The following is a 24076-nucleotide window of genomic DNA, read 5'->3' as shown; positions in this document are numbered from 1 at the left end:
TAATCCTGTAGATCCTGTAAATCCTGTCTAAAAAAATAAAACTTCGTCTCCTCCAAATCATTAGCGAAAAATTAGTGGGGATCAGTGGCTAATAAATCTCGCATTAAAAAAACCTTAGTGAATCTTAGAGTTGCTCAGTGGCTGAAATATCTCAGCGCAGATTAGTGGCTGCCTCTCATATTCAATAATCCTGTAGATCCTTGCCCCGCAGCCAAAGCGGTTCGGGGCTGTAAATCCTGTCTAAAAAATAAAACTCCGTCTCCTCCAAATCATTAGCGAAAAATTAGCGGGGATTAGTGGCTAAAAACCCCTCTCTGCCTTTTCCTTATTAAATATTTATCCTGTGAATCCTGTAAATCCTGTCAAAAAAAATAAAAAAATCGGCGAAAATTTTATTTTTACCCTTGAATCAAACCTCTTATCCGCTATTTTAGATTTATATAAACACAATACGGTTGGCAAATGAAATTTCAATAATATTTATGAGGAGAAAAATGAATACTTTTAGGCTTCCCATTCTCGCAGCGATGTTTGCAGCAAGCTTTGCTTTCGCCTTCTCAGGCGGCGACGGCAGTGCAAGCAATCCCTACCAGATTTCCACCCCCGACCACCTTGAAGCGGTGAACGACGACCTCTCAGCCCATTACGTCCTGACGAATGACATCGACCTCTCCGGCAGAACATACGACAGCGCTGTTATCGCTCCTGATACTGATTACAGCGACAATGGTTCATATGAACCTATATTTACTGGCACTCCCTTTTCCGGCTCATTTGACGGGGCTGGCTATAAGATTTTGAATCTCACCGTTGACACATCAGATTTAACAGATGACAATATCGGATATCTCTCCCTTTTGGGAAAAATAGATGGCGGCGATGTTCGCAATCTTGGAGTTGAAAATGTCCAGATTATTGGCGGCAATGATTCAGGAGGTCTCGGAGGCCTGTGCGGATATAATGAAGAAGGCACAATCGAGAACTGCTATGCGACCGGCTCTGTTTCGGGAGATAAACGTGTCGGCGGCCTGTGCGGATATAATGGCGGCACAATCACAAACTGCTTTGCGGAAGGCTCTGTTTCGGGAGATGAACGTCTCGGCGGCCTGTGCGGAGATAATGATGGCGGCACAATCGAGAACTGCTATGCGACCGGCTCCGTTTCCGGAGATGATTATCTCGGCGGCCTGTGCGGAGATAATGATGGCGGCACAATCGAGAACTGCTATGCGACCGGCTCCGTTTCCGGAGATGATTATCTCGGCGGCCTGTGCGGATATAATGATCACGGAACAATCACGAACTGCTATGCCACCAGCGATGTTTCAGGGAACAATAATTCATATCGTCTTGGCGGCCTGTGCGGAATAAATCTAGGAGGCACAATCCAGAACTGTTATTCCACGGGCTCTGTTTCAGGCGGCAATGATTCTTATTATCTCGGCGGCCTGTGCGGAAAGATTGAAGGAGGCAAAATTACAAACTGCTATGCGACAGGCTCCGTTTCCGGAGATGGTTATCTCGGCGGTTTGTGCGGATATAACAGAGATGCTACAATCGAAAACTGCTATGCTACTGGCTCTGTTTCAGGCGGCGATGATGCTGATTATCTCGGCGGTTTCTGCGGCGAAAACTCGGGAACAATCAAACACTGCTACTCTACCTCTTGGGTAGGGGCTGGCAATAATTCCCATGGTGGATTTTGTGGTAGAAAGATATACAGCACAGAATCGGAGTGTTTCTGGGATATTGAAACATCAATGATGGATATCGGGTATGGCAAAATCAACGGATTAGACGGCACCGACGATATCTACTGGATTTTGCTCAATATGGAGGAATTTCCGGGCGTTCGAGGCAAAACCACCGCTCAAATGCAGGATATAAACACGTTCCTCGATGCCGGCTGGGATTTTGCAGGCGAGAGCGCAAACGGCGATGAGGATATCTGGGTTATGCAGGAAAACGGATACCCCAAGCTCGCCGGCAATGCAGGCAGCACCACGGGGAGCAATCCTGCCGATATGAACGAAGACGGCATTGTTGATATTCTCGATTTTGCGGTATTCTCGGAGAACTGGCTTATTGCGGAGTGAGGGGATTTGGCTGGGCAGAGAGCCTCTCCTTCTCCGCCGCAGGCGGACTAATCTCTGATTTAAAAGAGAGTTATACCGAGCCTGTCCGCCGAAGGCGGAGAGGAAGCGGAGACAGCGGAGAGGATGTGATAAATTAGACAGGATTAACAAGATTTACAGGATGAGATAAAGATTTCATATTAATTTTAAATTGGCTTTCTCCATCAAAAAAACTTATCTTAAATCATTAGTGAAAAATTAGCGGGGATTAGCGGTTGAAAATTTCGCATTAAAAAACCTTAGTGAATCTTAGAGCTTCTCAGTGGCTGAAATATCTCAGTTCTGCTTAGCGGCTGAAATGTTTTGCTTGAAAGTTTGTTTTTGACAGAAGACTCAGATTGCCTTACAATTACAATGCCGGAATTATGGGATCACTTAAAAATGATTCCATAAATTTAATCGAACAAACAGCGGGGCGGTGCGAAAAGGGTTACTAAAAGTAACAAAAAGCCGATTGCTTGTTTGTTCGCTGTTATACTTGCGGAGAACAGCTATGCGTTCGGGTTTTAAAAAATACTATGCCCAGCAGCGTTCGAAGAATGCGAATGCTGAAGAAGGCCACTTTCTGACAATCTCGCGGGAATACGGCTGCTGCGGAATTGACCTTGCAGAAAAGGTGGTTGATTTAATTGAGCAGAGGTGCTCGGTTAATTGGAAAATATACCACAAAGACCTTCTTCAAAGGCTTGCCAAGGAAGCAGGCGTGGATTTTGAGACAATCGAAAAACAGAGACTGGCAAAGCCCGGGATAGTAAATGAATTTTTGAGCAATCTCAAACAGACAAATATCCCGGACGGATACGAGATTCGCAAGCGTGTTGCCTTTATGGTGAGAGATATTGCCGGAAAGGGGAATGCAGTGATCGTCGGGCAGGGCGGAGCTGCCGCTACAGGCGATATGGCCGGTGGACTGAACGTACGCGTGGAGGCCCCGAGGCAGTGGCGGGTTTTAAGAGTCCGCAATCAGGAAGGACTGAGCGATAAAGAAGCTGAAAAAAGGCTTGATGAACTGGAAAAGTCTAGAATACATCTGCACAGGGCTTACGAGGCGATGTGCCCAAGGCGGCCTGCTTTTCATCTGCTGTTCGATAACAGCAGGTTTACAGCAGAGCAGATATCAGAACAGATATTTTACGCCATGAAGCTTTGCGGGATGATTAAAATATAATGAGCTTTCTGATAAGCTTTTAATGTGAGGATATAGACAATGGAGCTCATAAAGAAAATCAAGGATGCTGAAAAGAAGGCTGAAGAGATTGAATCAAAGGCAAGAGCCGATGCTGAGGCCGAAATGAAGAAGGCTGAATCTGAGCGTAAGAAAAAACTCAGTGATGCAGAGTCTTCAAGGAAGCAGAAGATTGATAAGGCTGTAAAAGATGCTCGCAGCGAAGGTTACGTTGAGGCGGATGCCATAGAAAAAAACTCCAAGTCTCAATGCAGTGAGCTGGAGAATGTGAGTCAGTCGAGCGTGGAGGCTGCTTCCGATATGATTGTAAATAGAGTTCTCTCAATGGCGGATAAGCAGGAGTAGAGGCTTATGGCCGTTGTAGATATGACAAAAATTTTGATTGCCTCGCACAAGAGTGAGGCAGACAAACTCCTCGCAGAGCTTCAGGAAACAGGGCTCCTTCATCTGCTCTCAAGCAAGGATTCTGCTGTATGCAGAAATTACGACCAGCTTGCCTGCAGAGCCGAAAAGCCGAGAAAGCTTGAGGAGAAGATAAGCGAGCTTCAGAAAGATATTAGTTTCCTTGAGGAGTTCAGCGAAACCCCCACATCTCTGATGCAGCCGAAAGTGCCTGTATCCAGAAAGCAGTATCGCGAAGTAGCTGAGAACAGCGAGCTTGAAGAGGCAGCAGAAAAGGTTAATTCAGCGAGAAAACAGATAGACAAGCTCAGGGCAGAAGATTACGAGCTCAAGCTCAAATACGATGATCTGGTGAAATGGAAGGATATTGATATCCCTCTTGATGAGCTTGAGAAATTTGAAAATGTAAAATTTTTCATCGGCACTCTTCCTCCCCGCAATTTCGGGACTGTACAGAAACAGCTTGAAGAATACGACGTTGTTTTGGATGTTGTATGCAGTGATAAAAAGTGCGTCAGGTTTGCTGCAGCAGCGGATAAATCGCAGGCGGCAGACGTGCAGAAAATCCTCAGAGCTTCGGAGTTTGAGGCATTCGTTCACACTGACTATCGAGGAACGATAGCCGAGAATCTTGAGTATATTGAACAGAAGAGAAGCACGATCTCAGACCGCATTAAGGCGGAGCGGAGAAAAGCCGAAGACCTAGCAGATAAAAATACAGATTTCCAGATCCTTCACGACTATCTTAGAAACAAGGCCGATGCTATGTATGCACGCTCAGATGCTCCCGGGTCTGATTCTGTAAGCTTTTTTGAGGGATGGATAAAGACAAATCAGCTTCATTGCCTTGATGCAATGCTCGAGAAGTTTGAAAGCACCGGCTACACAAAAATTGAGCCGGAAGAGGGCGAACAGGTGCCTGTGGCGATAGAGAATTCCAAGTGGGCAAGGCCTTTCGAGGCGATTCTCGGCCTCTACGGCAGCCCCCAATACAAAGACGTAGACCCAACAGCATTTATGGCACCGTTTTTCGCTGTGTTTTTCGGGCTATGTCTCACAGACGCCGCTTACGGCATAATTATGATTCTCGCCAGCGTTTTCTTTATCAAAAAATTCCAAGGCGATAAAAAATTCTTCAGAGCTCTGGCTATATGCTCTGTCTGCACGGTAGTTGCAGGTGCGATGACAGGCGGCTGGTTTGGAACTCTGATATACGATTTTGCGGTGAAAAATGATGTAGGCTGGCTCAGCGGTGCGATAGACAGTATGACGTGGTTCGATCCTCTCGTAGAACCGATGACATTCCTGTATCTCTCGCTTGCAATGGGCTACATCCAGCTTATGTTCGGCCTCGGCGTTGGCTGCTGGGATTATCTGCGAAAAGGAGATGTGGCAAGTGCAGTGATAAACAAGCTCTGCTGGATACTCCTTCTCAACGCCTTGATAATAATGGGCGGCTTCTCTGAAGCCATCAGCCCTGCGATGGGCAGCGTTCTTAAATGGATCACAATAGCTCTGCTTGCAGTGATAGGGCTGTTCAGCGTCCGTGAAGGCAGCTGGGTGGTTCGTATAGCAGGCGGCTTATTTGAGCTCTTCGGGCTCATTTTCTATCTCGGCGACCTGCTCAGCTATCTGAGGCTCATGGCCCTCGGTATGGCAACAGCAGGCGTTGCGATGGCAGTGAATATTATGGCAGAGACAACCAGCCAGACCCCGCTTATCGGATGGCTTGCAACTCTGCTGATACTCGTTATCGGGCATACTTTCAACCTCCTGCAGTCCGGGCTCGGGGCGTTTGTCCATACGCTCAGGCTTCAGTTTGTTGAATATTTCCCGAAATTTTTCTCAGGCGGAGGGATGGAGTTCTCTCCGTTCAGCAGAAATACAAGATACGTTCATATCGAAGAATATAAAAATTGAGTTTAAGCAATAGTTACTAAGGAAATTTAATTATGGAAGAAATGGTTAACAGTGGTGCAGCTCTAACAGGAACGGCTTTAGCGTTTTTGGGAATGGCCTGTGCGGTATTCTTCGGAGGTACAGGTTCAGCGATTGGTCTCAGCTTGGCAGGCAGGGCAGGTAACGGTGTGCTTACAGACAAGCCCGAAAGATACGGTACACAGATGCTTCTGGTAGTACTCCCGAGCTCTCAGGGGATTTACGGGCTTGTGGCAGCTCTGCTTACTCTGAAAAATATGAACGCCTTTACTCAAGGTGCTCAGATTTTCGAGCTGAGTATGACACAGGGCTGGATCGTACTCGCTGGTGGATTGGCCGTGGGGATTTCCTGCCTGTTCAGTGGAATTTTCCAGGGGAAGGTGTGTGCAGCCGGTATTCTTATGGCTGCTAAACGTCCGGAAATGGCTACTAAGGCCGGTGTTATGTATGGTATTTTTGTTGAGCTGTATGCTCTCTTCGGATTCCTCGCATGGTTCTTGATTGTGAATAACGGTATCGACTGGGCATCTTTTGCGGGCTAAAGCCGACAGGAAGACCAAATGAATACAGAACAGGTTGTAAATAAAATTATCTCTGAGGCAGAGAAGAATGCCGAAGAGATCAAAGCTGAAAACGATAAGAAAATATTCGCTTATAATCAGAAAACCGATGAGCTTGTTCAGCACCATGAGCAGCATTCCGATGAGCTGGCGCAGAAAGCCGGCGAAGAGGAAAAGCGAAGAATACTCGCTACTGCACGTATGAAGAGCAGAACGGAGATTTTGAGCAAAAAGCAGCAGATCGTTTCCAAGCTTAATGATCGCGTTCATGATAAGATGGAAAACCTAAGCAAAGAGCAGTTTCAAAAGCTCTATGCAGGGCTTATTAAAAAGAACGCTGTCAACGGGGATGAAGTTATTTTCCCTGGAAGCGAGGAAAAGCTCGTTGATGAGGATTTTGTTAATTCCATCAATAAAGATGCAGGGCTAAAGCTTACTCTCGCAGAAGAGAAGGCTTCTTTCAAGAGAGGCGTTTCTCTTTCAAGCGGTCAGGTGAGCATCAATCTCTCATTCGAGGTGCTGGTGGAAATGGCTCAGTCGGAGCTTGAAGGCGAAATACACTCTCAGCTTTTTACTGAATAAAGGATTATCCAGCAGATGCAGGAAATATACGAAATAATCCAAACGCCCAGAGCGGGCAAAGAGAATTGGGATTACGCCTATCATGCAGGTCTCGTGCGGGCAATGCAGACAAAACTTCTGCCCCTTAATGTATTTGCTGATATGGCTTCCGCTGGAAGCTATAAAGAAGCAATAGAATGCACGGCCGGCAGTGATTACGGTTTCCAGCCCGATGAGCCTATTGAGAGGATATACAGCATCCTTGCAGATGCGAGGAACGAGCTGAAATCCTTTTTCAAAGATATGGCCTCGGGCAGCCCGATAGCCTCTCTGCCGGAGGTTGAAGCGGATATGTCTAACCTGAGGCTCGCGGTGAGGCGGTTTGCCGCCGAAAGACCCATAGGCGAGGACTACTCCAATGCCGGCACAGTGCCGCCTGAGCAGTTTGAGAGTATTTTCGAAAGCGACGACTACAGCGACCTTCCATCCCATTTCAGGCAGGCCGCAGAAGAATCAGTACTCGAATATTACGCCACCAAAGACCTGCGTTCAATTGATTATGCCATAGACAGAATCGAGTTTCAGTGGCATAAGAAGCTGGCGCAAGACGCAAAGCTCGTTTACCTCTCAGACCTTACCGCAGCGCGAATCGACCTTACCAATATCGGGATGGTTATTCGTTCAAAATTTGCAGGCAGCGAAGAGGAGCCGCCGTTTATAGCGGGCGGCTTTGTCGATATCGACAAGCTCAAAGGAGCAATGTTCCAGAGCTTTGATGTGTTCGATCAGATCTTCTATTCCACTGATTACGAGCCGATGATTGTATCCAGCGTGGATTATCTCAACAATAACAGCTCGTTTGTGCGGTTTGAGGCTCTTTGCGAACGTCATCTGCAGCGATGCTGCGATGTGGCTGATTATATAGCCGCAGGGCTCCAGCCCCTTATTGCCTACTACTACAGAAAGATTATTGAGCTCAGATGGCTGCGGATCGTGATAACCGCAAAGAAAAACGGGCTTTCAAAGCAGTTTATTTCAGACAGATTGGGGGTTTGATGCAGGGTAAGGCAGCAGTACTGGGAAGTTCGGATTTTGTAATGCCGTTTTCTGCGCTTGGGCTTGATACCCATCCAGTCCATGAGGATGACGATGTGTCTCAGGCAGCGGAAAATATGCTTACAGAAAACTACAGCCTGATTGTGGTATCCGAGGATATCGCACATAAGGCAAACGAGGTTTTCGAAAAGAAAAATGCAGAAGCAACGCCCTGCGTGCTTGTTCTTCCGTTTGTTTCGGAATCTGAGGGGTTTGCGATGGAATCTCTCGGAAAGGTGCTCAAGCTCGCAACGGGAATCGATATACTGAAGAATGGATAAGTGCTTACGCCTGCTGGAAGCGGGCATTTTTGTAAAGCAGTTTAGGAAATAGAAATGACAGAACTTGGACAGGGTAGAGTTATCAAAGTTGCCGGACCGGTGGTTACCGCTGAAGGTATGACCGGGGCAAAAATGTACGACGTTGTCAGGGTTGGCGAGGCCAACCTCATAGGCGAGATCGTAGAACTGCATGCCGGCAGGGCAAACGTGCAGGTTTACGAGGATACTGTCGGGGTAGGCCCGGGCGAACCTGTAGTAAATACAGGCAGTCCGCTGAGTGTTGAGCTTGGCCCTGGGCTTATTACGAACATTTATGATGGTATCCAGCGTCCGCTGAGAGACCTCTATGAAACCGAAGGAGCATTCATACAGAGGGGAAATGACACCCCCGGGCTCGACCGTGAAACAAAATGGCAGTTTGATGCCTCAATGAATGAAGGCGATGATGTCTCTCAAGGGGATATTATAGGAACTGTTCAGGAAAGCTCCCTGCTCGAACATAAGATTATGGTGCCTCAGGGTGTCAGCGGCAAGCTCGAAAGCGTAAGCTCCGGTGAGTACACCGTTACCGATACTGTCGCACAGGTTAAAACCGAATCCGGCAAAACGGTAAATATAACGCTGATGCAGGAATGCCCGGTACGTTCTCCCCGAAAGAGCCGCCAGAGACTCACGCCGGACAGGGTGATGGTTTCAGGGCAGCGGGTGATTGATACGTTCTTCCCGATCGGTGTAGGCGGTACGGCCTGCGTTCCCGGCCCGTTCGGTACGGGCAAAACCGTTGTGCAGCATCAGCTTGCCAAATGGATTGATGCTGAGGTTGTGGTTTATGTAGGCTGCGGCGAGCGCGGCAACGAAATGACAGACGTGCTCACTGAATTCCCTGAGCTGAAAGATCCGAAATCCGGAAAGCCCCTTATGGAGCGTGTTGTGCTGATTGCCAACACTTCCGATATGCCTGTAGCAGCGAGAGAGGCTTCGGTTTACACCGGAATTACAATTGCTGAATATTTCCGTGATATGGGCTATAAAGTTGCCCTTATGGCAGACAGCACGAGCCGCTGGGCTGAGGCGATGAGAGAAATTTCAACCCGTCTTGAGGAAATGCCCGCAGAAGAGGGCTATCCCGCATATCTCGGTTCAAGGATTGCTTCATTTTATGAGCGAGCAGGGCGGATTCAGTGTCTTGGAAGCCCGGATAGAGAAGGCGCACTGTCAATTATCGGAGCTGTAAGTCCTCCTGGCGGCGACCTCTCAGATTCGGTTGTGCAGGCAACTCTTCACGTGGTTAAGGTGTTCTGGTCATTGCAGTCCAGCCTTGCCCAGCAGAGGCACTTCCCGGCAATCGACTGGCTGACCAGCTACTCGTTTTACAAAGAGTATCTCGGCAAGAGCTTTGATGATGAGCAGGTGGCAGAAGAGATGATGGAAATGATAAATACCTTTATGTCTCTGCTTGAGAAAGAAGCCGGACTCCTTGAGATTGTAAGGCTCGTTGGTGCTGAGGCGATCAGCTCGGCAGACAGAGTTTCACTTGAAACAGCTAAAACTGTCCGTGAAGACTTCCTCCACCAAAATGCCTTCCACAGCGTTGATACATACACCTCCCTTGAGAAGCAGTATGAAATGCTCAAAACCATCCTTCACCTGCATAACGTTTCCCTTGAGGCGGTCAATTCAGGTGCCGATATAGATGAGATCGTTGCTGCGGAAGTGAAGGAAGATATTGCAAGAAGCAAATATACGCCGGAAGATGAGCTCGATAAGTTTGCTCAGATTCGTAATAAAATTGATGAACAGGTTGGCTCTTTGAAGAAGGAGCAGGTGAATGCTTAAAGAATATAAAACAGTATCCAGTATTGCAGGCCCGCTGATGGTCGTCGAGGGTGTCGAAGACGCAAAGTACGGCCATATTGTTGATATAGAGCTTGGAGACGGCTCTATGAGGCATGGGCAGATCCTGCAGGTTGACGGCAAGAAAGTGCTAGTGCAGGTTTTCGAAGGCACAGAAGGCATTGATATTGATGAATCGAAAGTTCGTCCTCTGGGCAAGCCCCTTGAGCTGGGCGTATCACCCGATATCCTCGGAAGGGTTTTCACAGGTATCGGTGTACCGTCCGATGACGGGCCTGATATAATCCCCGAAAAAAGGCTCAATATTAACGGCAGTCCGATCAATCCATACAGCCGCGATTATCCTAACGAGTTTATTCAGACGGGAATCTCAACCATCGACGGGCTCAATCCGCTTGTGCGCGGCCAGAAGCTGCCGGTATTCTCCGGTTCCGGCCTTCCGCACGATGAGCTCACCGCCCAGCTTGCAAGACAGGCTACTGTATTAGGCGATGATGAGCAGTTTGCGGTTGTATTTGCAGCGATGGGTATTACGTTTGAAGCCGCTCAGTTCTTCATTAAAGACCTAACAGACACCGGAGCGATTGAGCGTGCTGCACTGTTTATCAATCTCGCCAACGACCCGGCTATCGAAAGAATTTCCACGCCGCGTGTTGCACTGACTGCCGCTGAGTATCTCGCTTTCGACAGGGGGATGCAGGTGCTTGTAATCCTAAACGATATGACAAACTACTGCGAAGCACTTCGTCAGATTAGTGCTTCAAGGCTCGAGGTGCCCGGAAGAAGGGGCTACCCGGGATATCTCTATACAGACCTTGCAACGATTTACGAACGTGCCGGCAGGGTTAAGGGCAATCAGGGCTCTATTACTATGGTGCCTGTGCTTACAATGCCCGAGGACGATAAAACTCACCCCGTTCCCGACCTTACAGGCTATATTACCGAAGGGCAGATTATTATGTCCCGCTCGCTTTACAGGAACAATGTTACACCGCCTGTGGATGTAATGCCAAGCCTCTCAAGGCTGAAGGACAAGGGTATTGGCGAAGGCAAAACGCGAGACGACCACGCAGACGTTTACAACCAGCTTTACGCAGCCTATGCAAGAGGTAAGGAAGCTCAGGAGCTTGCTACAATCCTCGGTGAGGCAGCTTTGAGCGAAGAGGATCAGAAGTATATGAAGTTTGCAAATGAGTTTGAGGCCAGATACATCAAACAGGGCTATCGCGAAAACCGCTCTGTCTATGAAACCCTTGATCTCGGGTGGGAGCTTCTGACTATGTTCGAGGATGCAGAGCTCAAGCGTATTGATAAAGAGCTTATCGATAAGTATATGCCTAAGTTCAGGTCTTCAGCAGGGCAGAATTCAGAATAACACTAAATTTAATCGGCAGAGCAAATGCAGGCAAATGTCAGTGCTACAAGAATGGAGATGCTCAGGCTTCGAAGGAAGGTTGAGCTTGCAGAAAGAGGCCATAAGCTTTTAAGTCAAAAGCGTGATGAGCTTTCAAGGCAGCTTGTGCAGATTTCACGCGGGATCGCTCCGCTTCGAAAAGAAGTGGAAAAGGCCCTGAACAATACTTCAAGGCGGTTTATGCTCGCAAGAGCTTCCATGGAGCCTGAAGATGTGGCAGCGGCTCTGGAAGTTCCTGTGAAAAAATTCAACCTTGCTGTGCAGTTTGCCAGCATAATGAATGTTAGAGTTCCTTCTCTTGAGAAGAAGCTTGAGGGGGATGTCATATGCTATGGATATGCAAAAACAAGCCCTGAGCTGGATGCCGCTTTGTATTCACTTGAGAAGGTCTTTGATATGATTATTGAGCTTGCCGAGAAGGAAAAACAGGCATACCTGCTCGCTACAGATCTCCAGAAGACAAGGCGGAGAGTGAACGTTCTTGAACACGTGGTTATCCCTGAGACCAAAGACACAATCAAGTATATAGCATCAAGGCTGAGTGAAAACGAACGAGACAATACCAGCAGACTTATGATTATCGCTGATATCATCAGGGGTGATCAATAGGTCTTTTGCAAGGTTTTCAGAATGAGTGGTTTTTGCCTGCGGCTTAATATCTTCAAATTTGCAGGAACAATTCAGCTTTTTTCAGTTTTTTTGAAAAAAAGCATTGATTGCTGTATTTTCAGTATAGAGCAAGCTTTTTACTACTTTACTGGAGATACTGAATATGAAATACGCATCGGCGTTTCTGTTTGCAGTTTTCCTTTCTGCTGCCTCCTTAGGGCAGTGGGACACAGCCTTAGACCACGACGGCAACGAGATTATTGATCTGTCCGATTTGTCCTATTTCGCGCAGCACTGGCTCGAAACCTCTGATGTAGAAGTTCCTTCTGTTTGGGGTTTGAGCGAAGTCGAGGCTGAGGAAGCGATATTTTCTGCCGGCCTTTCCGTGGGATCGCTTACCCAGCAGCACAGCCTTTCATTCCCTCAAGATACGGTTATAAGTCAGTATCCGGCAGCGGGAGAGAGTGTCCCTTACGGCTCTGGTGTGAATCTAACGGTATCATTTACTCAGGATGGATTCAGCGGTATGTCTTGGGTGTATATTGATGAAGCTGAATTAGTTGGCTATATGAGCAAATACGAAACCACCAACGCCCAATACTGCAAATTTCTAAGCGATGCCCTTGATGCCCGAAAAATAGAAGTGCGAAAAGACGGGATTTACGGCGTTCGAGGTGAGTATAACGGCCAGCTTTACTATGATATAGATGATCCGCACGCCCAGATCTCTTTCTCAGACGGCTATTTTCACGTAGAATCCCGCAGCGGATATGATATGAACAGTCATCCTGTGGTTGAGGTGAGCTGGTTTGGAGCGAAGGCATTCTGCGATTTTTACAGCTATGTGCTTCCCAGTGAAGCCCAGTGGCAGGCAGCGGCAGATTACAACGCATCATTCCACTACGGCTGCGGACTAAACATAGACAGCTCAAAAGCTAATTACGATTTAAACAATCCCCAAGGCCTTCCCAGCTTCCCGCACACAACCCCCGTAGGCCAATTCGGTGAATACGGATACAGCCTTTGCGATATGGCAGGAAACGTTTGGGAATGGACGGATTCGACTAGCAGTGAAGGCTCACGAGTACTGAAAGGCGGAAGCTGGTGCGATTCGGCCCAGAACTGCAAGGTTTCAGAAAGTTTATCAAGTTCCCCTCTGCCTACCCATTTCAATTGCGGGTTCCGTGCGTTTATACCGAAATAAAATATGCCGCACCAGATTCAATGTGTTCATTTCTTTTAGCCAAGCAAAGGCATTAAGATGATTGAAATCTCGGATTTATAATATTCACGAATATCTTTGATTGAATTTTTCTTGTATTGCCCTTTTTTTTGTGTAACATAAATCTCAATACAGTAATTTGAAAATTGTTTTAATTGACAGAAGGCTTTAAGGCTGGATGTCTTTTTTTTTGCGATATTGTTCCGTTTTCGGAAAGGATATAAGTGAGCAGTTTCAGCATAGACGGCATCCGCATCGGTTCTCAGGAGGATTTATTCGTTTTCGCTGGCCCCTGTGTTATCGAAAGCAGGGATTTGTGTTTTGAAGTTGCTGAATTTCTTAGAGAACTCTCCGATAGACTCAAGACAGGGATAGTTTTCAAGGCCAGCTTCGATAAGGCAAACCGTTCAAGCATAAACAGCTTCAGAGGCCCGGGCATAGATGAAGGCCTTAGGATTCTTCAGGAGGTTAAGCAGGAGTTTCAGCTTCCTGTAGTTACTGACATCCACCTGCCATCGCAGGCCGCCACGGTTAGCGAAGTTGCAGACTGCCTCCAGATACCCGCATTCTTATGCAGGCAGACAGACCTGCTCGCAGCAGCAGCTGAAACAGGGGCGGCAGTCAATGTTAAGAAGGGGCAGTTTTTGAGCCCTTGGGAAATGAAAAATGTTGTCTGCAAGCTCAGAGAATCGGGCTGCGAGAAGGTTCTCCTCTGCGAAAGAGGCACATTTTTCGGTTACAACCGCCTCGTAAATGATATGACAGCCATAGGCGAGATGAAAAATCTCGGCTGCCCTGTGATATTTGATGCCACCCACAGCACCCAGCAGCCAGGAGGTTTGGGCACGTCAAGCGCAGGTGCAAGGGAGAGCGCCCCAGTTCTTGCTGCCTCTGCTGCAGCCGCAGGCGCAGACGGAATGTTCTTTGAGATACACCCAAACCCCGAAGATGCTCTTTGTGATTCTGCATGTATGATGAGGATGAACGATTTTGAGAAGACCATCAAAAGGTGCCGGGAAATTTTCAAAATAGTCAGGCAGAATGATGAGTGAGCAAAAACACGAAAAATTCAAGTACGTTTTCGGCCCGGTAAACTCAAGAAGGCTTGGTTCAAGCCTCGGCGTGGATATACTGCCGCTGAAAACCTGTACGCAAAATTGCATATACTGCCAGCTTTGTATGGACGAGAAGCCGGTAATTGAGATAAAAACCTATGCCGAGCCCGAGAAGGTGATTGATGAGGTTTGCAGGCGGCTGGAATCTGGGGTTAGAGTTGATTATGTAACATTCAGCGGCTCCGGCGAGCCGACACTCCACAAAGACATAGGATACATAATTCAAAAGCTCAAAGATAAGACAGGCAAAAAGATCGCCGTAATCACAAACGGAACAATGCTTTGGAAGCCTGAGGTGCGCAGCAGACTCCGCCAGGCTGATTTGGTTATGCCATCGCTCGACGGCTTTGATGAGGAGTCTTTTAAGACAATAAACAGACCTCACGAGAAAATTACATTCGATAAGCTGGTTTACGGTCTTCAGCAGTTCCGAGACGAATTTTCAGCTCAATACTGGCTGGAGGTTTTCCTGATCAAGGGTATTAATGCCTCTTTAGAGAGTCTTGAAAAGCTCAAAAATCTTGTGAACAAAATAAAACCTGACAGAATACAGCTTAATACAGTAGTACGCCCAGGGGTAGATCCTTCTCTCAGGGCTCTGAGTGAAAAAGAGCTTATTCAGACAGCCCAAATTATGGGCATAGGCCCCGAGGGAATAATTCATTATGAACCAGCCCAAACAAGCTCTAATGCCGAGGGTATTGAAAATCAGGTTACAGAGCTTCTCAAAAGAAGGGCTTGCAGAAAGATTGACATCTCTGAAGGGCTTGGTACGGATTTGTCTCTCTTAGAGCCTGTTGTTGAAAATCTTGAGAAGCGGGAGATGCTTGAATCTTTTGAATACAATGGTGAGGTTTTCTATAAGCTGAAAAGCTCAAAGTAATTAGGTAATAGAATCAATTAGGAAGGAGACATTAATGAAATTGACTGCAAAAAGCAGATATGGTATTCGAGCGGCTATTGAGCTTGCCTTAAGATGGCAGAAAGGGCCTGTTCAGATAAAAATCATAGCTGAAAACGAAAATATTTCTTTGAAATATCTCGAACAGCTCCTAACTCAGATGAAATCAGCTGATCTTGTCCAGAGTATCAGGGGGGCAAAAGGCGGATACTACCTCACTAAATCTCCCGATCAAATTACTCTTTACGATATTATTCGCGTTATTGAAGGACCTATCGAACCTGTTGAATGTATGTCTGGTATGAATATATGCGGAGACTGCGAACGATGCGCAGTTAAAGATATTTCGCAGTATATGTCAGATATGATTGCTGATGAATTAAAAAAGCATGACCTCAAAACCCTTGCAGAAAAAACTTTGGAATTGAGAAATGCTGAAAGCGAGAAAGCAAATGGCTGAATATCGGGAAAATATTACAGAAACCATAGGGAATACTCCTCTTGTTGAATTGAAAGGACTCGGCGATTTTAACGGCCGCATCTTCGGCAAATGCGAATTTTTCAATCCCTGCGGCAGCGTTAAAGACAGAATAGCCCTTTATATGATAAATGAGGCTGAGAAGAGCGGCAAAATCACCCCTGAAACTGTGATTATAGAGCCCACCAGCGGGAATACAGGTATTGGGCTTGCATTTATCTGCGCCTCCAGAGGATACCGCCTTATGCTCACAATGCCCGAATCAATGAGCATTGAAAGGCGTAAACTTTTGCATATGCTCGGGGCAGAGATTGTGCTTACAGAGGCCTCGGCTGGAATGAAGGGTGCTGTTCAAAGGGCTGAAGAGCTCGCAGAAGAACACAAACCAAGTTTTATACCTCAGCAATTTAACAACCCCGCAAATCCCAAAGCCCATCGCGAGACTACTGCTCTGGAAATCGAGCGTGATCTTGGCGAGGGCATCGATTATTTTGTCGCGGGCGTAGGAACCGGCGGAACAATAACAGGCTGCAGTGAGTATCTGAAAGAAAAGAACAAGGAAATGATTTCTGTTGCTGTAGAGCCGGAAGGCTCTCCTGTGCTTTCGGGCGGCAAGCCAGGACCTCACCGAATTCAGGGAATTGGTGCAGGTTTTGTCCCGGATGTATTGAACCGCTCTGTAATAGACAGGGTTGTGAAAGTAAATGAGCAGCAGGCAGTTGAAACCGCTAAGCTTCTTGCGAAGAAAGAAGGAATTTTAGTGGGCATAAGTGCAGGTGCTAATGTCTTTGCATCAATGCAGGTTGCTCAGGAGCCTGAGGCCAAGGGCAAAAATATAGTAACTATCCTTTGCGATACCGGCGAAAGATATATATCAACAGAGCTTTTCTCATAACAAAGCAGGAGAATCATAATGGGCAATACTTCTGAAATGGTAAAAAAAATCGTAGATTCCTGCCTAGATAACAGGGCGGTGAACTTCTGCGAAAACAAGAATCTTCCGCACAGAAGAGAAATCGAATTATGTCTTGCGGATATTCTTGAAGTATTGTTCCCGGGATATTCAGGCAGATACAGCATACGCAGCGATAACATTGAATACGTAATTGGCGGCCTGCTCTGCTCGATTAAAGAAAAGCTCTCTCGCCAGACACTGCTCGCTTTGAAGTATCAGTGCCCGCATGAGCCTGAGGATATATGCCAGCAGTGCGTGAGTGCATCGAAAAAGGCAGTTGATGATTTTATCGAAAAAATTCCCTCGATACGGGAAGTGTTGAAAACGGATATCGAAGCTGCCTATGAGGGCGATCCGGCAGCCCAGACAAAAGAGGAAATAGTGATCAGCTATCCGGGGCTTCGCTGCATAGCTGTACACAGGGTGGCTCACGAATTTTATAAGGCTGGTGTGCCGCTTATTCCGAGGATTATGAGCGAAAACGCCCATCAGGTTACCGGAATAGACATTCATCCGGGAGCAGATATAGGAAATTATTTCTTCATAGACCACGGCACCGGCGTTGTAATCGGCGAAACGGCTGTAATTGGAGAGCACGTAAAGATTTATCAGGGCGTTACCCTTGGTGCTCTAAGCTTCAAGAAAGACAGCGAAGGCAATATCATAAAGGGGGGCAAACGCCATCCCACAATCGAAGATAACGTTACAATCTATGCAGAGGCCACAATACTCGGTGATGTAGTGATCGGAGAGGGCTCTGTGATAGCTGGTAATACGTGGGTCAAGGAATCTGTGGAGCCTGGGCAAACGGTAATGAGCGTTAATCCGGAGCTGGTGATAAGGGGAAAACGAAAGAATAAGAAGCCCTGAATTTTCAAAGACGTTTAATTTTTCGTTGATACCGTCCTTTGAAAGGATAAAATTTCCAGCAGGTACAGCAAAACATTTTGCTTTTATTGAAGTATTAACATCATAGATTATGAATATAGCAGATAAGATAAACAAACTCCGGCAAGAAAAAAATGCCGTTATATTAGCGCATAACTACGTTCAGCCTGAAGTCCAGGATTTAGCTGATTTCAGCGGGGATTCTTTAGGCTTGAGCCGCAAGGCAGCGGATACTAAAGCGGACATTATACTTTTCTGCGGCGTGCATTTTATGGCCGAAACGGCAAGTATCCTTTCGCCTGATAAGAAAGTTTTAATACCAGACCCTTCAGCGGGCTGCCCTATGGCAGATATGGTTACAGCCTCTCAGCTCGAGGAATTCCAAAAACAGCATCCGAATTCTCTTACAGTCTGTTATGTAAACAGCAGCGCCGAGGTTAAAGCCCTGAGCGACTATTGCTGCACAAGCGGCAATGCTGTTGAGCTGGTTGGCAATCTCCCGGAAGATAAAGAGATCCTTTTTGTGCCGGACAGGAATCTCGGGGCTTATGTACGAGAGCAGACTGGCCGCAATATCATCACTTGGAACGGATACTGCCCTCCTCACGAGGATATGACAAGTGAAATAATAAAAGACCGCAAAAAGCAGTATCCCGAGGCGGTGGTAATGGCGCATCCGGAATGCCCGCAAGATACCCGTGAGCTTTCGGATAAGCTTTTAAGCACCGCACAGATGATTCAGTACGCTTCAAACAGCTCAGCCGAGCAGTTTATAGTGGCAACAGAGCCGGGGATAATTTATGCCCTTTCAGAGAAATGCCCTGATAAAGAGTTTATTCAGGCAAGCCCCAGGATTTGTTTTGATATGAAGAAAATCACCCTCCCGGCAGTTCTTCGCAGCCTTGAGAATGAGCAGTTTGAAGTGAGGGTGCCTGAGCAAACTGCGGCAAAAGCCCGGAAGGCTCTTGAGCGGATGCTGTCTGTCTTGCCTGAGGCCAGCAAAAGCACGGGCAAAAGATGAACATTGGCTTATGAGCAGACTTTGCTTTTTGGGATGAATTAATAATAGTAAATTAAAACTAAGAAGTTTTTTATGTTTCAAAAAAATAATTTTCGGAGTGTAAGATGTTACAAAATATAAGATTTTTTGCTTTGGTTTCGGCTTTTGTTTTTACAGCTTTACCCGCAGCGCATTCAGCGCAAGCAGGGGAGGCCAAGATAAAAGTTGAAAAACCGGTTAAAGATTTTGGCGAGGTTCGCCCGCATCAGGTTTTTAATTTCAGCTATAAATTCAAAAACGCAGGGACATCAACACTGAAGATCAACCGTGTTCAAAGCACTTGCGGCTGCACTGTTCCTGAACTGAACAAAAAGGAATACGCCCCTGGCGAGGAAGGCGAGATAAAGGTTCGCTACACATCTTCACAGAGAGAAGGCCCTGTTACCAAGCACCTTTACATCCATTCAAATGATGAATCTAATCCTCGTTTTGCATTAAAGATAAAGTCCAACACGGTTCTGAAGATAAGCGTTCAGCCCAAACGCGTGGAGCTTTCGCTCGTAGAGGATAATGCCGGTTTTGAGTATATAAAGGTTACCAGTAAAGACGGCAAAAAATTCAAAATAACGGGCATCAAATGCAGAAACAAAGCCTTTAATTTCAACTACAGCAAGGATGCTTCAAAGGAGCATATGATAACTGCTGATGTGGATTCAAAGGCTTTGCAGGACAGCTTAAACGGCGTAATAACTATCAACACAGACCATCCGGACTGTGGTGTGGTTTCAGCTACTTTTCAAACCCTCCCGCTCTATTCAGCCTCGCCTGCAAGAATAATAGTGCAGGACGCTGCGCCCGGTCTTATAACCAAAAGAGAAGTCTGGATAAAGAGCAACTACGGCAAGAGCGTAGAGATTGCAGAATCGCAAAGCAAAAACGGATATATGTCCTGCAAGACAAAGCAGAAAAGAGATGCCATGACTAAGCTTATGGTGGAGATTGAAGCGCCCGAGGAGAAGGGCGGTTCGAGATACTTTACCGATGAGCTGGAACTGAAAATCAACGATGAACACACGCTGGATGTAAAGTGCAGCGGGTGGTTCAAGAGGTAAATTTTCTTATACATTTTGCAAATCAAAAAAGCCGCAGAATTGAAGGTCTGCGGCTTTTAAACGTTGGTAATTAAAGTTTTTAGAGGTGTTTTCTAGGGTCGGTGAGTTTGCCTTCTACTGCGCTTGCTGCTGCTGTTGCAGGGCTTGCCAGATAAACCTCGCTCTTTGGATGCCCCATTCTGCCCACGAAATTGCGGTTTGTGGTGCTGATGCATTTTTCGCCTTCAGCGAGGATTCCCATAAATCCGCCAAGACACGCCCCGCAAGTTGGAGCGGCTACAACGCATTCAGCTTCGTAGAAGATATCCAGCAGACCTTCATCATTCGCCTGTTTCCAGATTGAGGGGGTAGCGGGGACAACGATTGTTCTGCTCTTCACCTTCTTGCCTTTGAGGAATTTTGCTGCGAGGCGAAGGTCTTCAATTCGCCCGTTTGTGCAGCTTCCTATATATGCCTGATCCATTGGAATTCCTTCCTGTCCGCTCACAGTTTCGCCGTTGCTCGGCAGATTCGGCATAGCCACCATCGGTTCAAGCTCGGAGCAGTTGAATTCCTCCACATTCGAATACTCCGCATCTGCGTCTGATTCGAAAACCTGATAGTCCTTTTTGCCCTCAGGCAAAACCCTGTCGAGATATTCTCGTGTAGTATCATCAACGGCAATAATTCCGCTTTTCCCGCCGGCCTCAATAGCCATATTGGTGATTGTCATCCTTGCTTCCATGCTCAGGGATTCAATCGTGCTGCCGGTAAATTCCATCGCCTTGTAGAGAGCACCGTCTGTGCCGATTCGTGTGATTATTGCGATTATCATATCTTTGCTGTAAACGCATTCGCCGAGCTCGCCGTTCATTACAAACTTGATGCTCTCAGGCACCTTGAACCAGAGCTCGCCCGCTGCAAGGACAGCTGCAAGGTCGGTGGAGCCGATGCCGGCACTGAATGCACCGAACGCCCCATATGTGCAGGTATGCGAATCTCCACCTACGATAATCTCGCCCGGACGGATATGCCCTTTCTCAGGGAGGAGCGCATGGCATACTCCCGCTTTGCCCACCGGGTAGTAGTGCGTTATATCGTTGCGTTTTGCCCATGTATCGAGCCTTTTTAAGAGCTCTGCGCTTTTTATATCCTTAGCAGGCTGGAAGTGGTCCGGCGTAACCACGATTTTCTCTTTGTCGAATACGCCCGTGATGCCTTTTTCCTCCAGCATTCTGATAGCCGGAGGGGTGGTTACATCATGGCACATAGCTACATCGATATCGGCATTTATTATATCGCCCGCTTTAACAGCGTCTTTATGCGCACCTCTTGCTAATATCTTTTCGGTGATTGTCATACCATGCTTCATAATCTTTTCCTGATGTTAGGGTTAAATCGAACTTTCTTTCATTTCAGTTATTTTCTGCCTGCGAACAAGACGGTTTATAGCATCCACATAGGCCTTAGCGCTTGCTTCAATAATATCCGTTGATGCCCCGCGGCCGATAATTCGTTTGCCGCTGTCATCAAGAATCTCAACGGTAGCCTCGCCGAGGGCATCTTTCCCGCCGGTTACAGCACGTATTGAATAGCTCTCAAGCTCTGGACTTATCTCTGTTGCCATTCGAACTGCCTGATAGGCCGCATCTACTGGTCCGTCCCCGTGCGCCGCCGCCACAAGTGATTTGCCTTCATGGATTATCCTGACGCTAGCAGTCGGTATTGTACTGGAACTCGACCCAGATGCAACCTGAAGATGGTCGAGTTTGAATATCTGTTCTTCTTTTCTGATATCATCGCTGATGATTGCAGCGATATCTTCATCGAACACTTCCTTCTTCTTGTCAGCAAGCTGGCAAAACTTATCGAATGCTGTCTTGAGCTCATCCTCTGAGAGCTTGTATCCCATTTCCTCGCATCTCTTCTTGAAGCCTGCTTTTCCGCTGTGCCTGCCCAGAACCATACGATTCCCTTCAAGCCCGATTGTTTCGGGGGTCATAATTTCGTATGTCTCGCGGTTTTTGAGTATTCCGTGAACGTGTATCCCGCTTTCGTGGGCAAATGCGTTCGAGCCTACGATTGCCTTGTTCGGAGCCACAGCAAACCCTGTGAGCCTGCTTACCAGTTTGCTTGCCTTGGCGATTTCTGTGGTTTTGATGTCTGTCTCTATGCCCTCGAAAAAGTCGCTGCGAGTTTTAACCGCCAGCACAATCTCTTCCATAGCAGCGTTTCCTGCCCTCTCTCCGATGCCGTTAATTGTGCATTCCACCTGCCTTGCACCATTTTTTACGCCTGCAAGGCTGTTCGCTGCCGCCATTCCGAGGTCGTTATGGCAATGCGTGCTGAGCACCGCATTATCTATATTGGGCACTCTCTCCCTGAGCGTTGCGATTATTTTCCCGTATTCCTCCGGCAGCACGTATCCCACTGTATCGGGGATATTAACTGTCGTAGCGCCCGCTTCGATTACCGCCTGCACTATTTCCACGAGAAAATCCATGTCGCTCCGGCAGCCGTCTTCTGGAGAAAACTCTACTTCATCAGCAGCGGTTTTGGCGTGCGAGACCGCTTCAACAGCCATTTTCAGCACCTCATCCGGCGTTTTTCCGAGCTTGTATTCCATATGTATCGGGGAGGTAGCTATGAACGTGTGAATCCTTTTTCTGTTTGCAGCTTTGAGCGCTTCGCCAGCTTTGTCTATATCAGACTTGCTCGCCCTTGCAAGGCCAGCTATCGTGGGATAATTGAGCTCACGGGAGATCATTTCAGTGGCCTCGAACTGTGCCTGCGAAGAAACGGGAAACCCTGCTTCTATTATATCAATCTTCAGAGCCTCAAGCTGATGAGCCACTTGAAGCTTATCCTGAATTCCCATAGCTGCCCCCGGGGCCTGCTCGCCGTCGCGAAGTGTTGTGTCGAATATGTAAATTTTGTCTTTCATTTTACTACCTGTTTTTTCAAGCGTTTAGATATTATGATACAGTAAGTCTATTATAATAGATTAAAACTTATTGAGAAAATTAAAGGTCTGTTTGTGGTATGTTTGATTAAAAAGTAAGCGCCCTACAGGCGCAGTAGGAGAAGGCTGCTGAGGGTGTCAGCAGAAAAAGCATTTGTGATAGCTGTGTTTGATAAACTTCTCATAACACCGAATATTTTAGCAGCAGTAAATTGAATTTCAAACGAAAAACAAATTTTTAGCAGAGTTTTCACCGCTTAAAATAAAAAACGGGCAAAAAATTCTGCTCTGCCCGCTTTTCGTTTTACTTTAAATCAGAAATTCACTCAACATGAATCACCTCTTCCTCGATTAGCTTCAGCTTTGCCATACCAACGTTAGCGAATTCACTTTTGGTGTAGGCGGTATGGAAAACTGTGTATATCCCCTCACCTTCGGGGATGAGGCAGAGCGGGGTTCTCATAGCGCTCCACCATCTCCTTCCGTGCCTCTCCAGCGGCACTCTCACAGCTCTTGACCAGTGCAGACCGTCGTCAGATACAGAATATTTAAATCCGCCGCCTCCGCCGTCAACCATTGCAACCCAGCGACCGTCCTTGAGCCGTGTTACAACAGGATTCTCAGCAAATTGCGGATCAAGCTTTATCGGGTTTCGCTCGCTCATACGTTCCCATGGCCCTTGGAGGCTCTCTGCCTTGGCAAGCCCTACGCACCATTTCGGATAGTCCATATTCCTGTCTGCCTGAGTTTGAGCGCTGCCGTAAAAACCGTACCACGTATCGTCGATTTTATAAGGAAAGAATGAATCGGTGCCCTGAAGCCCTTCCCAAGGCCCTGAATTCTCATCCGGCTGAAGAATTATTCCCAGATCCTTGTATGGCCCGTCGATTCCGTTTCTTCCTTTCTGCTGGGATTCAGCAAGCCATATTTTACCCTCGTGATTCAGGTACCAGCCTGTTTCGTCGTTGGGTTTCGCCCTGTATGCCACATAAACCAGATACCACCGGTTCTTGCTTTTATCGAATATCGGCATCGGTCCCCAAAGCGCTGCACGCGGATCTTTTCCTTCGAATTCTCCGCTCGATTCGTAAAGCGTTGAAACTCTTTGCCAGCTGATTCCGTCTCTGCTTTTCCAGTGAGCGAGGCGCATCTTAACAATTTTGGGATCTCCAGCCCTCTCAGCTGTTACGAGATGATAATCCTTGTTTATTCGTACTACTCTTCCGCCTTCAAAACCGTATTTGTTGTCTTCAGTGCCCGGGTCGCCTTTTTCAATAACGATCCTGCTGCCGGGGCTTACAATCTTGAATATCTTTCGTTTTGGAAGTTGTGTGAGATTTGCCTTGGAAGCAAATCCGCAGAAAGGTGCTGATAAAACAGCGATAATAACAATTCGTAAACCTAGGTTTTTCATCATAGCTCTCCTTTT

The 24076-nt window shown here is 47.1% G+C and carries 22 protein-coding genes; 19 read left to right on the top strand and 3 right to left on the bottom strand.

Annotated features, from left to right (window positions below; genetic code table 11):
- The first annotated feature begins 494 nt into the window (after positions 1-494).
- The 19 genes from STSP1_RS02480 to STSP1_RS02390 all read left to right on the top strand — a co-directional run bounded on the left by STSP1_RS02480 (position 495) and on the right by STSP1_RS02390 (position 19706).
- A complete protein-coding gene (locus STSP1_RS02480) occupies positions 495-2096 on the top strand; it encodes a GLUG motif-containing protein (protein WP_161491571.1) in 1602 nt (533 codons plus the stop codon).
- Between the two features lie 532 nt (positions 2097-2628).
- A complete protein-coding gene (locus tag STSP1_RS02475; RefSeq protein ID WP_085754838.1) occupies positions 2629-3303 on the top strand; it encodes a cytidylate kinase-like family protein in 675 nt (224 codons plus the stop codon).
- 39 nt (positions 3304-3342) lie between these two features.
- Positions 3343-3666, top strand: coding sequence for an Hsp70 family protein (locus tag STSP1_RS02470; RefSeq protein ID WP_085754837.1), 324 nt, complete (start codon positions 3343-3345; stop codon positions 3664-3666).
- 6 nt (positions 3667-3672) lie between these two features.
- Entirely contained in the window at positions 3673-5643 is a 1971-nt protein-coding gene (locus tag STSP1_RS02465) for a V-type ATP synthase subunit I (protein WP_085754836.1), read from the top strand.
- A gap of 32 nt (positions 5644-5675) precedes the next feature.
- Entirely contained in the window at positions 5676-6203 is a 528-nt protein-coding gene (locus STSP1_RS02460; RefSeq protein ID WP_094759208.1) for a V-type ATP synthase subunit K, read from the top strand.
- An 18-nt stretch (positions 6204-6221) separates the two neighbouring features.
- Positions 6222-6803 (top strand): V-type ATP synthase subunit E, encoded by a 582-nt coding sequence (locus STSP1_RS02455; RefSeq protein WP_085754835.1) that lies wholly within the window; start codon positions 6222-6224, stop codon positions 6801-6803.
- Between the two features lie 15 nt (positions 6804-6818).
- Complete coding sequence (locus tag STSP1_RS02450; protein WP_085754834.1) at positions 6819-7838, top strand: V-type ATPase subunit; 1020 nt, start codon at positions 6819-6821, stop codon at positions 7836-7838.
- The gene (locus tag STSP1_RS02445) at positions 7838-8158 is read left to right on the top strand and encodes a V-type ATP synthase subunit F (protein ID WP_161488063.1); all 321 of its coding nucleotides are present in this window, start codon (positions 7838-7840) and stop codon (positions 8156-8158) included. Before STSP1_RS02450 ends, STSP1_RS02445 begins: the two co-directional genes overlap by 1 nt.
- 54 nt (positions 8159-8212) lie before the next feature.
- On the top strand, positions 8213-9994 hold the full coding sequence (locus STSP1_RS02440) for a V-type ATP synthase subunit A (RefSeq protein WP_085754832.1): 1782 nt from the start codon (positions 8213-8215) through the stop codon (positions 9992-9994).
- Positions 9987-11387 (top strand): V-type ATP synthase subunit B, encoded by a 1401-nt coding sequence (locus STSP1_RS02435; RefSeq protein ID WP_085754831.1) that lies wholly within the window; start codon positions 9987-9989, stop codon positions 11385-11387. The genes STSP1_RS02440 and STSP1_RS02435 overlap by 8 nt, the downstream gene beginning before the upstream one ends.
- A 24-nt stretch (positions 11388-11411) precedes the next feature.
- The gene (locus tag STSP1_RS02430) at positions 11412-12035 is read left to right on the top strand and encodes a V-type ATP synthase subunit D (protein ID WP_085754830.1); all 624 of its coding nucleotides are present in this window, start codon (positions 11412-11414) and stop codon (positions 12033-12035) included.
- A gap of 163 nt (positions 12036-12198) precedes the next feature.
- Entirely contained in the window at positions 12199-13239 is a 1041-nt protein-coding gene (locus STSP1_RS02425; protein ID WP_085754829.1) for an SUMF1/EgtB/PvdO family nonheme iron enzyme, read from the top strand.
- A 242-nt stretch (positions 13240-13481) separates the two neighbouring features.
- Positions 13482-14309 (top strand): 3-deoxy-8-phosphooctulonate synthase, encoded by an 828-nt coding sequence (gene kdsA, locus STSP1_RS02420; protein ID WP_085754828.1) that lies wholly within the window; start codon positions 13482-13484, stop codon positions 14307-14309.
- Entirely contained in the window at positions 14299-15255 is a 957-nt protein-coding gene (locus STSP1_RS02415; protein ID WP_085754827.1) for a radical SAM protein, read from the top strand. The genes kdsA and STSP1_RS02415 overlap by 11 nt, the downstream gene beginning before the upstream one ends.
- Positions 15256-15289: 34 nt before the next feature.
- The gene (locus STSP1_RS02410; RefSeq protein WP_085754826.1) at positions 15290-15733 is read left to right on the top strand and encodes an RrF2 family transcriptional regulator; all 444 of its coding nucleotides are present in this window, start codon (positions 15290-15292) and stop codon (positions 15731-15733) included.
- Positions 15726-16646, top strand: coding sequence for a cysteine synthase A (gene cysK, locus STSP1_RS02405; RefSeq protein ID WP_085754825.1), 921 nt, complete (start codon positions 15726-15728; stop codon positions 16644-16646). The genes STSP1_RS02410 and cysK overlap by 8 nt, the downstream gene beginning before the upstream one ends.
- 18 nt (positions 16647-16664) lie before the next feature.
- Positions 16665-17576, top strand: a complete 912-nt coding sequence (gene epsC / locus STSP1_RS02400; protein WP_085754824.1) for a serine O-acetyltransferase EpsC — start codon at positions 16665-16667, stop codon at positions 17574-17576.
- A 109-nt stretch (positions 17577-17685) separates the two neighbouring features.
- The gene (gene nadA, locus STSP1_RS02395) at positions 17686-18615 is read left to right on the top strand and encodes a quinolinate synthase NadA (RefSeq protein ID WP_085754823.1); all 930 of its coding nucleotides are present in this window, start codon (positions 17686-17688) and stop codon (positions 18613-18615) included.
- Between the two features lie 104 nt (positions 18616-18719).
- The gene (locus tag STSP1_RS02390) at positions 18720-19706 is read left to right on the top strand and encodes a DUF1573 domain-containing protein (protein WP_085754822.1); all 987 of its coding nucleotides are present in this window, start codon (positions 18720-18722) and stop codon (positions 19704-19706) included.
- A 79-nt stretch (positions 19707-19785) separates the two neighbouring features.
- Here the strand turns inward: STSP1_RS02390 and STSP1_RS02385 are convergent, their stop codons facing one another.
- The 3 genes from STSP1_RS02385 to STSP1_RS02375 all read right to left on the bottom strand — a co-directional run bounded on the left by STSP1_RS02385 (position 19786) and on the right by STSP1_RS02375 (position 24064).
- Positions 19786-21057 carry a 3-isopropylmalate dehydratase large subunit gene (locus STSP1_RS02385; RefSeq protein WP_085754821.1) on the bottom strand — a complete coding sequence of 424 codons (1272 nt, stop codon included), beginning with the start codon at positions 21055-21057 and terminating at the stop codon, positions 19786-19788.
- Positions 21058-21078: 21 nt separating this feature from the next.
- Positions 21079-22629 (bottom strand): 2-isopropylmalate synthase, encoded by a 1551-nt coding sequence (locus STSP1_RS02380; protein ID WP_085754820.1) that lies wholly within the window; start codon positions 22627-22629, stop codon positions 21079-21081.
- A 340-nt stretch (positions 22630-22969) separates the two neighbouring features.
- Positions 22970-24064: a glycoside hydrolase family protein gene (locus STSP1_RS02375; RefSeq protein ID WP_123806956.1), complete on the bottom strand. Its 1095-nt coding sequence runs from the start codon at positions 24062-24064 to the stop codon at positions 22970-22972.
- Positions 24065-24076: the final 12 nt, after the last annotated feature.

This window comes from Sedimentisphaera salicampi (assembly GCF_002117005.1).
Classification (GTDB): domain Bacteria; phylum Planctomycetota; class Phycisphaerae; order Sedimentisphaerales; family Sedimentisphaeraceae; genus Sedimentisphaera; species Sedimentisphaera salicampi.
Note: the sequence above shows the minus strand (reverse complement) of the source record. Positions and strands in the feature narration are given on the sequence as shown.

What these genes read in the sequence shown, in the direction of transcription:
- STSP1_RS02480 (WP_161491571.1), top strand. Translation starts at nt 495, where the DNA reads ATGAATACTTTTAGGCTTCCCATTCTCGCAGCGATGTTTGCAGCAAGC.
- STSP1_RS02475 (WP_085754838.1), top strand. Translation starts at nt 2,629, where the DNA reads ATGCGTTCGGGTTTTAAAAAATACTATGCCCAGCAGCGTTCGAAGAAT.
- STSP1_RS02470 (WP_085754837.1), top strand. Translation starts at nt 3,343, where the DNA reads ATGGAGCTCATAAAGAAAATCAAGGATGCTGAAAAGAAGGCTGAAGAG.
- STSP1_RS02465 (WP_085754836.1), top strand. Translation starts at nt 3,673, where the DNA reads ATGGCCGTTGTAGATATGACAAAAATTTTGATTGCCTCGCACAAGAGT.
- STSP1_RS02460 (WP_094759208.1), top strand. Translation starts at nt 5,676, where the DNA reads ATGGAAGAAATGGTTAACAGTGGTGCAGCTCTAACAGGAACGGCTTTA.
- STSP1_RS02455 (WP_085754835.1), top strand. Translation starts at nt 6,222, where the DNA reads ATGAATACAGAACAGGTTGTAAATAAAATTATCTCTGAGGCAGAGAAG.
- STSP1_RS02450 (WP_085754834.1), top strand. Translation starts at nt 6,819, where the DNA reads ATGCAGGAAATATACGAAATAATCCAAACGCCCAGAGCGGGCAAAGAG.
- STSP1_RS02445 (WP_161488063.1), top strand. Translation starts at nt 7,838, where the DNA reads ATGCAGGGTAAGGCAGCAGTACTGGGAAGTTCGGATTTTGTAATGCCG.
- STSP1_RS02440 (WP_085754832.1), top strand. Translation starts at nt 8,213, where the DNA reads ATGACAGAACTTGGACAGGGTAGAGTTATCAAAGTTGCCGGACCGGTG.
- STSP1_RS02435 (WP_085754831.1), top strand. Translation starts at nt 9,987, where the DNA reads ATGCTTAAAGAATATAAAACAGTATCCAGTATTGCAGGCCCGCTGATG.
- STSP1_RS02430 (WP_085754830.1), top strand. Translation starts at nt 11,412, where the DNA reads ATGCAGGCAAATGTCAGTGCTACAAGAATGGAGATGCTCAGGCTTCGA.
- STSP1_RS02425 (WP_085754829.1), top strand. Translation starts at nt 12,199, where the DNA reads ATGAAATACGCATCGGCGTTTCTGTTTGCAGTTTTCCTTTCTGCTGCC.
- STSP1_RS02415 (WP_085754827.1), top strand. Translation starts at nt 14,299, where the DNA reads ATGATGAGTGAGCAAAAACACGAAAAATTCAAGTACGTTTTCGGCCCG.
- STSP1_RS02410 (WP_085754826.1), top strand. Translation starts at nt 15,290, where the DNA reads ATGAAATTGACTGCAAAAAGCAGATATGGTATTCGAGCGGCTATTGAG.
- cysK (WP_085754825.1), top strand. Translation starts at nt 15,726, where the DNA reads ATGGCTGAATATCGGGAAAATATTACAGAAACCATAGGGAATACTCCT.
- epsC (WP_085754824.1), top strand. Translation starts at nt 16,665, where the DNA reads ATGGGCAATACTTCTGAAATGGTAAAAAAAATCGTAGATTCCTGCCTA.
- nadA (WP_085754823.1), top strand. Translation starts at nt 17,686, where the DNA reads ATGAATATAGCAGATAAGATAAACAAACTCCGGCAAGAAAAAAATGCC.
- STSP1_RS02390 (WP_085754822.1), top strand. Translation starts at nt 18,720, where the DNA reads ATGTTACAAAATATAAGATTTTTTGCTTTGGTTTCGGCTTTTGTTTTT.
- STSP1_RS02385 (WP_085754821.1), bottom strand. Translation starts at nt 21,057, where the DNA reads ATGAAGCATGGTATGACAATCACCGAAAAGATATTAGCAAGAGGTGCG.
- STSP1_RS02380 (WP_085754820.1), bottom strand. Translation starts at nt 22,629, where the DNA reads ATGAAAGACAAAATTTACATATTCGACACAACACTTCGCGACGGCGAG.
- STSP1_RS02375 (WP_123806956.1), bottom strand. Translation starts at nt 24,064, where the DNA reads ATGATGAAAAACCTAGGTTTACGAATTGTTATTATCGCTGTTTTATCA.